At 73.8% G+C, this 15,364-nt stretch carries 12 protein-coding genes; 8 read left to right on the forward strand and 4 right to left on the reverse strand.

Going from position 1 to position 15,364, the window contains the following annotated elements; genetic code table 11:
* Window positions 1-23 precede the first annotated feature (23 nt).
* From AB0G11_RS29435 to AB0G11_RS29460, 6 genes are all read left to right on the forward strand, one after another.
* Window positions 24-881 carry an ornithine cyclodeaminase family protein gene (locus AB0G11_RS29435; protein WP_357589833.1) on the forward strand — a complete coding sequence of 286 codons (858 nt, stop codon included), beginning with the start codon at window positions 24-26 and terminating at the stop codon, window positions 879-881.
* A 65-nt stretch (window positions 882-946) separates the two neighbouring features.
* On the forward strand, window positions 947-1,321 hold the full coding sequence (locus AB0G11_RS29440; protein WP_246645267.1) for a helix-turn-helix transcriptional regulator: 375 nt from the start codon (window positions 947-949) through the stop codon (window positions 1,319-1,321).
* 10 nt (window positions 1,322-1,331) lie between these two features.
* Window positions 1,332-1,748, forward strand: a complete 417-nt coding sequence (locus AB0G11_RS29445) for a VOC family protein (RefSeq protein WP_219507313.1) — start codon at window positions 1,332-1,334, stop codon at window positions 1,746-1,748.
* Between the two features lie 132 nt (window positions 1,749-1,880).
* Entirely contained in the window at window positions 1,881-4,022 is a 2,142-nt protein-coding gene (locus AB0G11_RS29450; protein ID WP_219507311.1) for a glycogen debranching N-terminal domain-containing protein, read from the forward strand.
* A 44-nt stretch (window positions 4,023-4,066) separates the two neighbouring features.
* Window positions 4,067-5,188, forward strand: coding sequence for a glycosyltransferase family 4 protein (locus AB0G11_RS29455; RefSeq protein WP_357589835.1), 1,122 nt, complete (start codon window positions 4,067-4,069; stop codon window positions 5,186-5,188).
* A 73-nt stretch (window positions 5,189-5,261) separates the two neighbouring features.
* Window positions 5,262-5,696 carry a DUF2267 domain-containing protein gene (locus tag AB0G11_RS29460; RefSeq protein ID WP_357589837.1) on the forward strand — a complete coding sequence of 145 codons (435 nt, stop codon included), beginning with the start codon at window positions 5,262-5,264 and terminating at the stop codon, window positions 5,694-5,696.
* A 13-nt stretch (window positions 5,697-5,709) separates the two neighbouring features.
* On the opposite strand, the gene AB0G11_RS29465 is transcribed toward AB0G11_RS29460, so the two are convergent.
* The 3 genes from AB0G11_RS29465 to AB0G11_RS29475 form a co-directional block, all read right to left on the reverse strand.
* Window positions 5,710-6,306: a hypothetical protein gene (locus tag AB0G11_RS29465; protein WP_357589838.1), complete on the reverse strand. Its 597-nt coding sequence runs from the start codon at window positions 6,304-6,306 to the stop codon at window positions 5,710-5,712.
* 86 nt (window positions 6,307-6,392) lie between these two features.
* Complete coding sequence (locus AB0G11_RS29470) at window positions 6,393-7,052, reverse strand: lytic polysaccharide monooxygenase (RefSeq protein ID WP_219507306.1); 660 nt, start codon at window positions 7,050-7,052, stop codon at window positions 6,393-6,395.
* 248 nt (window positions 7,053-7,300) lie between these two features.
* Window positions 7,301-7,669 carry a peptidase inhibitor family I36 protein gene (locus tag AB0G11_RS29475; protein WP_357589840.1) on the reverse strand — a complete coding sequence of 123 codons (369 nt, stop codon included), beginning with the start codon at window positions 7,667-7,669 and terminating at the stop codon, window positions 7,301-7,303.
* A gap of 239 nt (window positions 7,670-7,908) precedes the next feature.
* On the opposite strand from AB0G11_RS29475, the gene AB0G11_RS29480 reads away from it, so the two are divergent.
* Window positions 7,909-10,302, forward strand: coding sequence for a glycoside hydrolase family 3 N-terminal domain-containing protein (locus AB0G11_RS29480; RefSeq protein ID WP_357589842.1), 2,394 nt, complete (start codon window positions 7,909-7,911; stop codon window positions 10,300-10,302).
* Window positions 10,303-10,307: 5 nt separating this feature from the next.
* Here the strand turns inward: AB0G11_RS29480 and AB0G11_RS29485 are convergent, their stop codons facing one another.
* Window positions 10,308-14,465 (reverse strand): hypothetical protein, encoded by a 4,158-nt coding sequence (locus AB0G11_RS29485; protein ID WP_357589844.1) that lies wholly within the window; start codon window positions 14,463-14,465, stop codon window positions 10,308-10,310.
* A gap of 506 nt (window positions 14,466-14,971) precedes the next feature.
* Between AB0G11_RS29485 and AB0G11_RS29490 the strand changes: the two genes are divergently transcribed.
* The gene (locus tag AB0G11_RS29490) at window positions 14,972-15,139 is read left to right on the forward strand and encodes a hypothetical protein (RefSeq protein ID WP_219507301.1); all 168 of its coding nucleotides are present in this window, start codon (window positions 14,972-14,974) and stop codon (window positions 15,137-15,139) included.
* The last annotated feature ends 225 nt before the right edge of the window (window positions 15,140-15,364 follow it).

A 15,364-nucleotide genomic window follows, 5' to 3' on the forward strand; every position in this document is an offset into this window, starting at 1 on the left:
TTCCCTGCTCTAGGCCCGACTGCATGGGGAACGCCAAGTTCCCCGCCGCCACGCCCGCGCTGCGCGGGGTCATCTGCCTGCACAGCGGCCACGACGGCGAGCTGCTGGCGCTGCTGGACTCGGCGACGGTCACCGCCTGGCGCACCGGGCTGGCCGCCGCGCTCGGCACCCACACCCTGGCCGCCGATCCCGGGGGAGAGGCGGTCGTCGGCGTCATCGGCGCGGGCGCCCAGGCCGACCTCATGGTCACCGGCCTGCGCCGGCTCCGCCGCGTGACCAAGCTCCTCGTCCACGACACCGACGAGCCCCGCGCCCACGCCTTCGCCGCCCGCCACGCCGGCGCCCCCGCCCACTCCGCCCCCGACTCCGCCGCCACCCCCAACGCCGGCGGCCCCGCCCGCCCCGGGGCCGGAGCCGCTCACCCCGGCGGGTTGGCGGTCGAGGTGGCCGGGTCGGCGGGGGAGGTGGCCGAGCGGGCGGGGATCGTGCTGCTCGCGACCTGGTCGCGGGCCCCGCTGCTCCGCCTGGCCGACACGCGGCCGGGTCAGCACCTCACCAGCCTGGGCGCCGACGAGCCCGGCAAGTGCGAGCTGGCCGCCGACGTGCTGGAGGCCGCGCTGGTGGCCGTGGACGACCGGGAGCTGGCCGCCGCCATGGGCGCCCTGGCCGCGGCCGGTCTCCCGGCGGAGGCCGCCGACGCCACCCTCGGCGAGATCCTGCGCGGCGAGCACCCCGGCCGCACCGACCCGGAAGCGCGCACCGTCTACGCCCCGGTGGGCCTGCCGTGGCAGGACCTGGCCCTGTCCTGGCTCGCCTACCAGGAGGCCGGACGCCGCGGGATCGGCCTGGAGGTGGACCTTTTGGACACCCCCACCGGCTGACCTTGTGGGATGCTGGTGGGGTGACGCTGGAGGACCTGGTCCGGCTGCGCCGGGCCCGCGACGCGATGGACCGCGACTACGCCGAGCCGCTCGACGTGCAGGCGCTGGCCCGCGTCGCCCTCATGTCGCCCGGCCACTTCTCGCGCAGCTTCCGCGCGGCCTTCGGCGAGACGCCCTACAGCTACCTGATGACGCGCCGGATCGAGCGGGCCAAGGCGCTGCTGCGGCGGGGCGACCTGACGGTGACGGAGGTCTGCTTCGCCGTCGGCTGTACGTCGCTGGGCTCGTTCAGCTCGCGGTTCACCGAGCTGGTCGGCGAGACGCCGAGCGCCTACCGCGCCCGCGCCCACGACGAGGGCGCCGCCATCCCGGCCTGCGTGGCGAAGATCTACACCCGCCCGATCCGAAACGCCGATTCGAAGCGCACCTCCCGCCCGTAGTGTGGCAGGCATGGACATCAGGCTTTCGCAGTGCTTCATCGCCGTCGACGACCACGACAAGGCGCTGGCGTTCTACCGCGACGCCCTCGGCCTGGAGGTCCGCGCCGACGTGGAGTTCGAGGGGATGCGCTGGGTGACCGTGGGCGCGGCGTCGCAGCCGGGCGTCGACATCGTGCTCGAACCGGCCGTCACCGACCCCGGCGCCTCGCCCGCCGACCGGGAGGCCATCGCCGCCCTGCTGGCCAAGGGCCTGCTGCGTGCCGCGATCTTCGAGACCGACGACTGCGACGCCATGTTCGAGCGGGTCCGCGCGGCGGGCGGCGAGGTGCTGCAGGAGCCGGTCGACCAGCCGTACGGGGTCCGCGACTGCGCCTTCCGCGACCCGGCGGGCAACCTGGTGCGCGTCAACCAGCCGCTCGCCCGCTGACCCCGGGCGCCCCGCCGTAGTGCCTGCCGTATTGCCGGTATTTGCGCAGGTCATGGCAATGGTTCCGCCTGCGCCGCGTGGCCCGTCCGAGCGTGGGTAACGTGCCTGCGCAGGAGCGGAGGGGGCACGAGGGTGAACGCGTGGACCTTTGAGGGGCAGCCGGGGGCGCTGGGCGACACGGTGACGCTGGTCGAGGGGCCGTCGTTCTGCGTGTGCTCCCGGGGCGGCGACATCCTGCCGGGCCAGGCGCAGGGCGTCTACCACGCCGACACGCGGCTGCTGTCGTGGCTGGAGCTGCGGGTGGACGACGTGCCCGTCGAGGCGCTCCAGGTGATCCCGTCGGAGCCGTACCACGCCACGTTCCTCGGCAAGGCCGGGCCGCGCCCGGGGCGGGTGGAGAGCACGCTGCTGGTGGTGCGCGACCGCTACGTCGGCGGCGGCCTGCGCGAAGACCTGACGCTGCGCAACCTGTCGGACGAGCCGATCGGCTGCGCAGTCTCCGTCAACCTGGGCTCCGACGTGGCCGACCTGTTCGAGGTGAAGGCCGAACGGGTGCGCCACGCCACCGACGTGGAGATGACGCCGCAGGGGGCGGGGCTGCACATCTTCTCGGCGAGCCGGGCGCGCGGCGCCAGGGTCGTGGTGGAGCCCGCGGATGTGGGGGTGACGGCGGCGCCGGGGCTGCTGGCCTTCCGCGTGGTCGTCCCGGCGCGCGGGGAGTGGCGGGCCACGATCCTCGTCAACCCGATCATCGAAGGGGTGGAGACGTCGGCCTGGTTCCCCGCCAGCCACGCGATCGAGCACGCCGGCCCGGCCAGGCGGCTGGCCGACTGGACCCGCCGAGGCCCGGCCCTGCGCACCGCGAACAAGGGACTCAACGAGGTGCTGCGCCGCTCCCGCCAGGATCTCGGCAGCCTGCGGCTGTTCGACCCGGACCATCCCGAGGACCCGCCGGCGATCGCCGCGGGAGCGCCCTGGTACATGACGCTGTTCGGCCGCGACTCGCTGCTGACCTCGTGGATGTCGCTGCCGCTCGACCAGTCCCTCGCGCTCGGCACGCTGCGCAGGCTCGCCCGCCTCCAGGGCGCCAAGGTCGACCCGCTGACCGAGGAGGAGCCCGGCAAGATCATGCACGAGCTGCGCTTCGGCGTGGGCGGCGGCGTCCCCGCGGACGGCGGCCAGGCGTACTACGGCTCCGTCGACGCCACCCCGCTGTTCGTCATGCTGCTGGGCGAGCTGCGCCGCTGGGGCCTGCACCCCGACGCCGTCGAGGAGCTGCTGCCGCACGCCGACGCCGCGCTCGGCTGGATCGAGCGCTACGGCGGCCCCGACGGCCTGCTCTGGTACCAGCGCAAGACCGACCACGGGCTGATCAACCAGGGCTGGAAGGACTCCTTCGACGGCATCACCTTCGCCGACGGGACCGTCGCCCGCCCGCCGATCGCGCTGGCCGAGGTGCAGGGGTACGTGTACGCCGCGCACGTCGCCCGCGCCCACTTCGCCAACGCCTTCGGTGACGCCGAGACCGAGCGGCGCTGCCTGGAGCGGGCCGACGAGATCCGCGCCCGGTTCAACGAGCGCTTCTGGCTGCCCGGCCGCGGCTACTACGCGATGGGGCTCGACGGCGCCGGGCAGCCCATCGACGGGCTCGGCTCCAACATGGGCCACTGCCTGTGGACCGGCATCGTCGACGAGGACCGGGCCGCGTCGGTGGCCGCGCACCTGATGTCGCCGGAGATGTTCACCGGCTACGGCGTGCGCACGCTGGCCTCCTCGATGGGCGCCTACAACCCGATGAGCTACCACAACGGCTCGGTGTGGCCGCACGACAGCGCGATCGTCGCCGCCGGGCTGATGAGCTACGGCTTCACCGAGGAGGCCCAGCGGCTGGCCGCCGGGCTGCTCGACGCCGCGCAGGAGCTCGGCGGCCGGCTGCCGGAGCTGTTCTGCGGCTTCGACCGGTCGGAGTTCGCCCAGCCGGTGCCGTTCCCCACCTCCTGCTCGCCGCAGGCGTGGGCGGCGGCGGCCCCGATCCACCTGGTGCGCTGCCTGCTGCGGCTGGACCCGTGGATCCCGGCCGGCAAGATCTGGATCGCCCCGGCCTTCCCCGAGGGCCTGGGCGACGTGCGCATCTCCGGGCTGCCCATCGCGGGGGCGCGCCTGGACATCGAGACCGCGGACGGCGGCCGGTCCGCCACCGTCACCGGCCTGCCGGACGGCATCGAGCTGATCGGCGAGCCGCGTCCACCCATCAGCACCGTGTGCAGGCGCTGACCTGGGGTAGCACTCAGCGCAGCCTTGCGGGGAGGGGGCTCGGCATGGGCTCATTGATCGATCTCGCGCCACAGCGGGTGCGGTGGCGCGCGGGTACGGCGGCGGGTCTGCGCATCGTGATGGTCGCGCCGCCGTGGCAGGAGGTGCCCCCGAAGGCGTACGGCGGCATCGAGGCGATGCTGGCCGACCTGATCACCGGCCTGGCCGGGCGCGGCCACGACGTGACGCTGATCGCCGCCGGCCGCGGCGGCGTGCCCGCGCGCTTCCTGCGCACCTACCGGGAGCCGCCGTCGGCGCGGATCGGCACCGTGCTGCCGGAGGTGCTGCACGCGGCCTGCGCCCAGCGGATGCTGTCGGCGCTCGAGGCCGACGTGGTGCACGACCACTCGCTCACCGGGCCGCTGACGGCCGCCGCCCGCGCGATTCCCACCGTGGTCACCTGCCACACCCGCTCCGACGGCGAGTACGGCGAGTACTACCAGGCGCTCGGCAGCCCGCTCGTGGCGATCTCCCACGCCCAGCGGGCGCTCGCGCCCGACCTGAACTGGGCCGGGACCGTGCACAACGCCCTGGACACGGGCTCGTTCCCGTACCGCGAGAGGAAGCAGGAGTGGGTGCTGTGGCTCGGCCGCTTCGGCGACGACAAGGGCGCGCACCTGGCGATCGACGCCGCCCGCGCGGCCGGGCGGCGCATCGTGCTGGCCGGCAAGCTCACCGAGGAGGTCGAGCGGGCCTACTTCGACGAGCACGTGCGCCCCAGGCTCGGCCCGGACGCCGTCTACGTCGGCGAGGCGGACGCCGCGCACAAGCGTGAGCTGCTGGCCGCCGCCCGCTGCCTGGTCTTCCCCATCCAGTGGGAGGAGCCGTTCGGCATGGTGGTGATCGAGGCGATGGCGTGCGGCACGCCGGTGGTGGCGCTGGCCCGGGGCTCGGTACCGGAGCTGGTCGTCGACCGCGTCACCGGTTTCGTGCTCGGCTCGCCGGAGGAGCTGCCCGCCGCCATCGAGGCGGCCGGGTCGCTCGACCCGGGCGACTGCCGCCGGCACGTGGAGCGGGCGTTCGGCGTCGGCGTGATGGTCGACGGGTACGAGCGCGTCTACCGGCGGATCCTGCGCTCGGCCACCGGCGGGCGGCCCGACCCGTACAAGAACCTGACCTCGGGCTAGCGTCACGCCCGATTTGTAGTGGTTTGTCGTTTTCGGTCGACGGGTAGCCGACCCAGGAGGGTGAGGAGGAGCCATGAGACACGACGAGTTCATCGGACAGGTACAGGCCCGCGCCCACCTCGGCGGGCGCGACAAGGCCGAACGCGCCAGCCGGGCGACGCTGGAGACCCTGGGCGAACGCGTCCCGGAGGGCCTGGCGGACAAGCTCGCCGCCCAGCTGCCCCACGAGATCGGCGAGAACCTGCGGCGCACCGAGGTCTACGGCGGCCTCGGCACCGGCGAGCACTTCGGCCGCCACGAATTCGTCCAGCGCGTCGCCGCCAGGGCGGGCGTCGACGAGCCCCGCGCCCTCTACCTCGCGCGGGTGGTGCTGGAGGTGACCGGCCAGGCGACGCAGGGCGGCATCATGAACAAGGTGCGCGACAGCCTCCCCGAGGACCTGCGCGACCTCGTCACCTCGGGCAGCCGGGGCGCCATCCACCACGGCGCCACCCATCACGGCGGCTGACGCGGCGCGGCTCTCAGGCCGTCGCCACCCACGGCAGGTCACCGGCCGGGATGTGCAACCGCGCGGCCTCAGGCCGTGCGGTTTCGGGTGCGGTCTCAGGTGCGGTCCCAGGCGTGGTCCCGGGTTGGGCGCCTTCGGTCTGTACGGGGCCGGTCCGTACGGGGTCCGTCCTCACGGCGCCGGGCCGCAGCGGGTCCGGCTGTTCGGGTGAGGCGACGCAGCGCCAGCACAGGGCCGGGCCGTCGGGCGGCACCGGGTGCCCGCAACTGCGGCACGCGCCGCCGCCGCACCCGCCACAGGCTCCCACCTCGGCGCCCGTCGCGTCCCGGGGCGGGGTGCAGCCGTCGAGGCAGCGGACCAGGCCCATCTCCCGGTCGCTGAGGATGCGCCGCAGGTCCTCGTGATGGATCGGCTGCAGCGCGGCCAGCAGATCGGCGAGCGCGGCGTGGATGTAGGCCACGGCCTGCTGCAGCTCCTCGCGGTCGGTGGCGGGCGCGGGCGCGAACCCGAGCTGCCCGGTCAGCGTGCGCAGCCGGGCGCCGAAGCGCGCGCACTCGCCGATGACGCACGCCGCCATGTCGACCGGCTCCTGCGGCGGGTGATCAGTCATGTACCCACAGTAAGACGGGCGTCCCGGTTTCGCCGCGTATGACGCGCTGGCCCGGGACGCCCGGCTGACACCAGACGTCGGCGTCGTCAGAAGGTGACGTCGCTGCAGATGTAGTACGTCTGGTCCATGTGCGAGGCCTTCCACACCGTGTAGATCACGTGGCGGCCGGTGCGGCCGGAGGCGCTCAGGTTGCTGATCACGTAGTTCTGGCTGGGCGCGTAGCGGGGCGTCTCACGGATGAGCTCCAGGTGGTTCCAGCCGAGGGGCGTGGTCGTGGCGTCGTAGCCCTGGCGGGTGAGGTAGACGCGGATGTAGTCGGCGCCGTGGCTGGCCTGGTCGTACAGGTTGATGGTGAAGGTGCCGCCGAGGCTCGTCGTCTTCCACGGGCCGGGCGTGTCGAGGGAGCGGTAGCGGGCGCCCTCGGTGAGGCCGCCGCTGCACAGCTGGCCGTTGGGGACGGCGGCCTGGTGGTTGCCGCCGACGTTGTTGCGGTAGAGCCCGTTCCAGTTCCACATGGCGTTGGGGTTGTCCTGCCAGGCCTGCCAGCACATCGGGTCCTGCTGCTGCATGGCCGGGTTCTGGAAGTCGGAGCCCCAGCGCTGCCAGCAGCCGTAGTTGCGCGAGGCGGGATCGACGACCGATCCGTGCGCCGAGGCGCCGCCGGCGAGGGGGACGACGTTGAGCAGGGCTACGGACAGCAGCACGACTGCGGCGCGCAGGGCCCAGTGAGTCTTGCCGTGGGGCATGGTGGCGGTCTCCGTGTTCCGGTCAGGGGGTTCCGGGGGAGCGCTCCCGCGTGGGTTGAGGGGGACGCTATCTGACCGCAGTGCTGTCAACAACTGACTGACCCTGTAAGCAACCTGCCGGCCGGCCGTGATCAGCGGGGCGAGCAGCGGAAAGGCGTACGGCGATCCGGTTGAAAGTTTCACCGTCCGCCGGCCCGGAGACGGCGGAGCCCCCGCCCGGGCGGGCGGGGGCTCCGGAGAGGGTCGGATCAGGACTCGGGCGGGACGTAGCAGGACGGGCCGTTCGGGCCGCCGAAGCGGACGCCGTCGAAGAAGTCGCGGTAGTCGATGTAGAAGTTGCCCTTGCCGCCGGCGCTGGTGGTGGCGGTGCAGCCGCCCCAGTTCGCCTCGGAGTAGAGGTGGACCCTGGTGCTCGTCCGGTTCCAGTCGGACTTGGCGCGGTCGGCCATGCCCAGGACGGCCAGGTCGGGCGTGTCGCTGGTGATCTGGATGATGTCACCGGTGCCGTCGAGGCCGGAGAACATGCAGTAGTTCCCCACCTGGCACCGGTCGTACCCTTCGGCAGCCTGGGCGGGAGCGCTCATCAGGGAGGCCATCGCGAAAGCCGCGATCGGCACAGCCAGCAATTGAAGCTTCTTGCCCACCATTCCTCCATGGGTGAAACTTTTCTTCGGAACGGCTCGAACATACCTCGCCCGATCTTGCGCGGGAAGGGGTGATCGTCCGCTAATTCCGCCGCGTGAAAATTTCACCGCGACCGCCCTGGTGGGAGGCCGTGCGGGTGCTCCGGTGATGGCGGCAGCCGGTGGAAACGGCCTACCGTGGGAGCGCTCCCAACGCTGAGGAGGCGGAGGCCGTGCGCATCCACCGGGCCGTCGTGACCCTGCTCGTCGCCGCCGGCATGGCGGTCCCCACCGCCGCCGATCCCCCCTACAAGGACCCCGCGCTGCCCGTCGCCACCCGGGTCGCCGACCTCATGTCCCGCATGTCGCTCGACGAGAAGCTCGGCCAGATGACCCAGGCCGAACGCGGCTCCGTCAGCGCCGCCGACATCACCGCCTACCGGCTCGGCTCCGTCCTGTCCGGCGGCGGCTCCGCGCCCTCGCCCAACACCGCCGCCTCCTGGGCCGACATGTACGACAGGTTCCAGAACGCCGCCCTCGCCACCCCGCTCGGCATCCCCATCCTGTACGGGGTCGACGCCGTGCACGGGCACAACAACGTCCACGGCGCCACGATCTTCCCGCACAACGCCGGACTCGGCGCCACCCGCGACCCCGCCCTCGTCGAACGCATCGGCCGGGCCGTCGCCGAGGAGGTCACCGGCACCGGCGTCGACTGGAACTTCGCCCCCTGCCTCTGCGTCGCCCGCGACGACCGGTGGGGCAGGACGTACGAGTCCTTCGGCGAGACGCCCGAACTGCCCGCCGCGATGGCCACGCTCGTCACCGGCCTGCAGGACGGCCCCGCCTCCGTGCTCGCCACCGCCAAGCACTACCTCGGCGACGGCGGCACCGCGGGCGGCGACGACCAGGGCGACACCCGGCTGAGCGAGAGCGAGCTGCGGGCCGTGCACCTGCCGCCCTTCGAGGCCGCGATCGCCCGCGGCGTCGGCTCCGTCATGATCTCCTTCAGCAGCTGGAACGGCGTCAAGGTGCACGGCCACCAGTACTTGATCACCACCGTGCTCAAGGGCGAGCTCGGCTTCTCCGGGTTCGTCGTGTCCGACTGGAACGGCGTCGACCAGATCGACGGCGCCCCCGGCCTGTCCGCCCAGGACGTGCGCACCGCGATCAACGCCGGGATCGACATGGTGATGGCCCCCACCGACTGGCGGCGCTTCATCGACCTGCTGCGCGCCGAGACCCAGGCCGGACGGGTCCCGCAGACGCGGATCGACGACGCCGTACGCCGCGTCCTCACCAAGAAGTTCGAGCAGGGCCTGTTCGAGAAGCCCCTCACCGACCGGTCCTACACCGCCACCGTCGGCAGCGCCGCCCACCGCGCCCTGGCCCGCGAGGCCGTCGCCAGGTCCCAGGTCGTGCTCAAGAACAGCGGCGGCGTGCTGCCGCTGCCCCGCGACGGCCGGATCTTCGTCGCCGGCAAGAGCGCCGACGACATCGGCTACCAGAGCGGCGGCTGGACCATTTCCTGGCAGGGCTCGCCCGGCGACATCACGCCCGGCACCACGATCCTGGACGGCATCAGGGACACCGGCGCCACCGTCGCCTACAGCCGCGACGGCCGCGGCGTCGACGGCTCCTACGACGTCGCCGTCGCCGTCGTCGGCGAGCCCCCGTACGCCGAGGGTGACGGCGACCGGCCCGGCGGCCTCGGCCTGGACTCCGAGGACCTCAACACGATCGCCACCCTGCGCGCCGCCGGCGTCCCGGTCGTCGTCGTGCTCGTCTCCGGCCGCCCGCTCGACGTCGCCGCGCACCTGTCCGGCTGGGACGGCCTCGTCGCCGCCTGGCTCCCCGGCACCGAGGGGAACGGCGTCGCCGACGTTCTGTTCGGCGCCGTCCAGCCCACCGGCAAACTGCCGTTCACGTGGATGAGCAGCTCCTCCCAGCAGCCCATCAACGCCGGCGACGGCAAGACACCGCTGTTCCCGTACGGGTTCGGCCTCACCTACGAGCCGGCCGGCGAGGACACCGACCCGCCCACCGCCCCCGGCGCTCCCTCCGCCTCCGCCGTCACCTCCTCCTCGGCCACCCTCACCTGGGCCGCCTCCACCGACGACGTGGCGGTGACCGCGTACGACGTGGTGCGCGTCCAGGGCGCCGCCGAGACGACCGTGGCCACCACCGCCGCCGCCACGGCCACCCTCACCGGACTCGCCCCCGCCACCGCCCACACCTTCGCCGTCTACGCCCGCGACGCCGCCGGCAACCGATCACCCCGCTCCGCCACGGTCACCGTCACCACCGCACCCTCGGGAGGCGGCGGCTGCTCGGTCACCCCGGCCGTGCAGAGCCAGTGGGACACCGGCTACGTCGTCCAGGCGAACGTCACCAACACCGGCACCGCCCCGCTCAACGGCTGGAGCGTCACCCTCACCCTGCCGCCCGGCCACCGCCTCACCGGCCACTGGAACGCCGTCCCCACCACCAGCGGGCAGACGGTCACCCTGCGCAACGCCGCGCACAACGCCACGCTCGGCCCGGGCGCGACCACGTCGTTCGGCTTCCAGGCCACCCGCCCCTCCGCCGACCCCGCCCTGCCCTCCGCCTACACCTGCGCCCCCTGACCCGGCTACCCGCCGCAGGGCGGGTCGTAGTCCAGGACCGGTGACACGTACTTCCTCCACAGCTCCGGCGTCATCGCGTGGCGCGTCGACCCACACAGGAGCGCGAACGCGCGCTCCGGGTCGGCCTGCCAGAGCCGTACGGTGCCGTCCTGGCCGCCGCTGACGAGCACGTCGCCGCGCGGGCTGAACAGGACGGCGTTGACCGCGCCGTTGTGGCCCGTGACCGGGAGCCCGTGGGCGGAGGCGGCGGCGGGGGCGGAGGTGTCCCAGAGCCGGATCTGGCCGACCGCGCCGCTGGCGAGCAGCCTGCCGTCCGGGGCGAAGCTCACGCTGGAGACCACGCCGCCGGCGGGCAGCGGCCCCCCGACGGACTTCGGGGAGCCCGGCCGCGACAGGTCCCACAACCGGACCAGGTTGTCCCCGCCGCCGACGGCCAGCAGCGAGCGGGCGCTGACGTCCAGGGAGATGAGCGTCTGGTTCGTGGCCACCTGACCGGCCAGCGCGGGAACGGCTCCGTCGCCCGTCCGCCAGACGTGGACGGTGCCGAACACCTCGCTGCTGTAGACGTACGGCCCCCGGGGCGCGGCCGTCATGCTCTTGATCGGCAGCGGCTGCGCGCGCAGCTCACCCCCGAGCGCGGTGGGGCGGGCCGGGTCGCTCACGTCCCAGGCGCGCAGCGTGCCGGAGTAGCCGCCCTGGAGATCCATCGAGGCGGCGGCCAGGGTGTGCCCGGTGGCGTCGAAGGCCAGCGCGGAGATCATGGTGAGCTGCCTGCCGGGCGCCTCACCGAGATCCACCGGACGGGCCGGCGCGGAGACGTCCCACAGCCGTACGGAGCCGCCGCGGTTGCCCGTGGCCAGGATCGTCTTCCCGGACGTGCCCGGCCCTTGCCTGATCGCCAGGGCCTCCACGACGAACAGGGACTGCGGAAGCGCGCCGACCGGGGTCAGGCGCGCCGGGTCGGAGACGTCCCAGAGCGTGATGTGAAACCCGGAGGCCACCGCGAGCAGGCGGCCGTCGCCCGTGGTCGCCAGCGCGTTGACGCTCAGGCCGCCGCCCGTGACGGCCAGGGCCGGGGGCAGGCGCCAGAGCCGTACGGTGCCGTCGCCGCTGGCGCTGGCCAGCCTGCTTCCCGTGGCGTCGAACGCCAGGCTGCTGACGACGCTGGTGTGCCCGCGCAGCGGCGGGCCGAGCGTCCTGGCATGCGCCGGGGCGCCGGTGTTCCAGAGGTAGATGCTGCCCGAGTTGTCGCCGGAGGCCAGCACGCGCCCGTCAGGGCTGAAGGCGACCGCGCTCACCGTGGTGGACAGGAACAGGGTGTTGCTCACCTTCGGCCGTTTCCGGTCCGCGAGGTCCCAGAGCAGCACGCGGTTGTCGCCTCCGGCGGTGGCCATCACGTGCCCGTCAGGGGCGAACGCGACCTGGTGCACGACGCCTGCGTGCCCGCCCAGCTCGCCGCCCAGCGGCGCGGGCCGGGCCGGGTCGGACACGTCCCACAGCCGGGTCAGCAGCCTGCGCCGATCACCCGGGCCGGTGCCGCCGGTGACGACGAGCGTGGCCCCGTCCGGGCTGAACGCGACGGACGTGACGCCCTCGCGCTCCCGGGACAGCACCGTGCTCAGCCGCCGGGGCCGCCGGGGATCCGCGACGTCCCACAGCTGCACGGTGCTGGCCGTGGTGCCGGGGGTGTCCGCCCTGGTGCCGAGGGCCAGGGTCCGGCCGTCGGGACCGAACCTCAGGCTCACCACCATGCCCTCCGACACGGTCACCGGGTCCGACAGCGCCACCGGGCGGCGGGGATCGGAGACGTCCAGGAGCCGGATGGTGCCGTCGGAGCCGCCGCGCGCCAGCAGGTCGCCTTCCGGGCTGTAGGCGAGCTGCTGCACGAAGACCCGCTCACCGGCGCTGAGCTCCTCGGTCAGCGGGGCCGGGCGGGCCGGGTCGGAGACGTTCCAGAGCCGCAGCCGCCTGGAGCCGGTCGCCAGGGTGCCGTCCCGGCCGAAGGCGACCACGGGGGAATGGGGGTAGTGCCCCGGCAGCGCGGTGGAGAGCACGGACCCCGCCTCCGTCATCAGCCGGGTGCGCAGGGCGGGCGTCGGCCGCATCCGATACGCGGTCAGGTCGAGCTGCGCGGCCAGCTCACCGTTGGTCTCACGCTGACGGTCGGCCTCCGCCGCGACCCGTTCGAAGATCGCGTTGTCGCGTTCGGCGACGGCTGCGCTCTGCTTGTCGAGGGCGAACACGGCCAGCCCCGAGGCGATCAGCGCGAGCACGCACACCGTGGCCACCGCCGCGCGCCGGATCCGGCGGCTGCGCCGCTCGTGCCGTTCGGAGGCGTCGACGAACTGCCTGACGAGGGGCGTGACCTCCGCGCGGCTCGCCGCCGCCGCCCAGCCGCGGGCCAGCTCCAGCCTGCTGCCCCGGTACAGGGCGGTGACGTCCTTGCGCCGGCCGCGTTCCCAGGCGACGGCCGCATCCTCCACCTCCTGGCGGATCAGGGCGTTCGTCCCCTTCTCGCCTCGGCCGATCCAGTCGTCACGCAGCTTCGGCCAGGCCCACAGCAGCGCCTCATGGGTGATCTCGACGGTGACCGAGCCGCCCGCCCGCTCCACTCCCTGGCTGAGCAGCCGGGCGCGGGTGAACCGCTCGGCCGCTTCCTGCGCGCCCGCCGGGTCGGCGGCGGCCAGCATCAGGTCTTCCTGGGTTCGGCGGCGGCTGGTGACCTCGCCGTTCTCGCCGACCCTGACCAGAGCCAGGAACAGCGTCCGCGCCGCCTCCCGGGCGGCCGGTGACAGCTCCCCGAACTCCTCCTCCGCGCTGGCCGCGACCGCGCCGTCGATGCCGCCGGACGCGTGGTAGCCCTCCAGGGTCAGGGCATCGCCCTTACGGTTCAGCCACGTCACCCACAACGCGTGCGCGAGCAGCGGCAACCGCTCCGCCCTGTACGCGCCCTCGTACGGGCCCGCCGCGCCACGCAGGTCGCGCAGGATGACGTCGACCACGCCGGGCGCGAGCGACAGGCCGCTCCGCCTGGCCGGCTCCGTCACGGCCCGGCGCACCTCGTCGCCCGTCATCGCGCCGATGAACACCTGATGGTTCGCCAGCACGTCACGAAGATGGGAGAAACCGGCGCACGAGCCGTAGAAGTCCGCGCGCAGCCCGTAGAGCCCCAGCGCGACAGGCTCCTCGGCGCTGGGTTGCTCGACGTCGGGCTGCTGGGCGGCGGGCTGCTCGGCACCGGGCTGCTCCACGCCGGGCCGCTCGGCGCGGGGCGCCGCCGTTGCGGTCAGGCGGGCAAGGGCGGCCACGAACCGGCGCCGCACCGACTCGTCCGGGCACAGCGTGAACAGCTCCTCCAGCTGGTCGACGACCAGGACGATCCTGCCGCCGGGCGGGAGCTTGAGCCGCTCGCGTATCAGAGCCGCTGGCCCGGCGGAGCCCTCCTCCAGCGCCGTCGCGACCCGCGCCTCCTCGGCCCCCGTCAGTGCCGCGAGCTTCGCCACGAGCTCCCCGAACGGATCGGCCGTGGGAGTGAGCACCAGTCGCGGCCAGTGCCGGGAGCCGGGCAGTTGCCCCCTGGCCAGCGCCGGAAGCACCCCGGCGTGCAGCAGCGACGACTTGCCCGCCCCCGAGGGCGCCACGACGGCCAGCGGGCTGCGGTCGGCAAGACACCGTTCGAGCCGGTCCATGACCCTGCTGACCAGCGCCTCCCTCCCGAAGAACCACTCGGCCTCGTCCCCGGTGAACGCGCGCAGTCCCGGGTACGGGCACGTTTCCCCCGCCGCCGGACGAAGCCCCGGTCGCTCCTGCACGCCGGCGGCGCGGGCCTGCTCCCAGCGCTTCTTCCACAGCTCGTGCTGGCTGCGCCACCAGGCGTGCCTCAGCTCGTAGGCGGGCGGGCTGCCGGCGTGCTCCAGCAGCACACGGACCAGCGTCCACAACGGCACGAAATCCTGGGCGGCGCTGCCCCGGGTGAGCCAGTCGCTGACCGTCTGCGGGGTCAGCCTCGCCGCCGCCCGCTGCGCGGCGAGCAGCTCGTTGGCCCGGTCGATCACGTCCCGGCGCCGCAGCCCCGGGGCACGCTCCCGGGCCGCCTCCTCCAGCGCCTTCAACGCCTCCCGCAACACCGCCCGCGCGGCGGGCAACTCCCCATCACCCGCCATGCACGCAACCCCCCACGACGACCGCCCATTCGGCCCGTCCTGCCGGTCCGGCCCACCCGGTCGGTCCGGCCGATCCTGCCGGTTTAGCCCCTCCGGCCCGTCCGCTCGGTCTGGTCGGTTCTGCCCACCGGGCCCGTCCCGCCCATCCGCTCGGTCTCGTCGGTTCTGCCCATCTGGCACGTCTGGTCGGTCCGGTCGATCCTGCCCACCGGGCCCGTCCGGCCCATCTGGCACGTACGCTCGGTCCGGTTGAACCTGCCCACCGGGCCCGTCCGGCCCATCCTGTCGTTCCGGCCGGCCCTGCCCATGTGGCCCAGCTGTCCCATCCGGCCCATCCGGCGCGTCCGGACCGTCCGGCCGGGCGGGCGCCGGAAGCGGCTCTGACCTGGGCCGGAAGGCTCCTCATCCGGCCCGTCCGGGAACCGTTGGCCGGATGCCGCCCCCACGATGAACTGGCACCCACCGCAGCCGATCCTCCGGCTGCCGAGCGCGGGAGGGACACCTCGATGAACCCTGCGGAATGGGTGCTGGTGCCGATCGTCAGCCTGGCGTGCGTGGCCACGGCCGCCGTCCTCATGGTCTGGGTGGCCACTCGGGGATGCGCCTCGGCCGACCGCGCCCGCATCCTGCGAGCGATCGCCGAGGTGATCCGCGCGGTGTGGGGCAGGCGATGACACGCCAGGGCCGCGCGACAGCGACCCGTGAAGCTGACGTCCAGTGTCAGACCACCCTTCGCCGACGACCCGGGCGACACCGCCGGCACCGAGATCTCCCGCAACCTTGATCACCACAAGGCAGGAAAATCGTAATGCACCGATCACACCCCGTGAGATGGAACGGCCGAACTGGCCTCACCCCCGCAGCTTCGGCCCTACATGTTCGTGGGCACGGCGGCACAT

The organism is Nonomuraea sp. NPDC023979, assembly GCF_040639085.1.
GTDB classification, from domain to species: domain Bacteria; phylum Actinomycetota; class Actinomycetes; order Streptosporangiales; family Streptosporangiaceae; genus Nonomuraea; species Nonomuraea ceibae.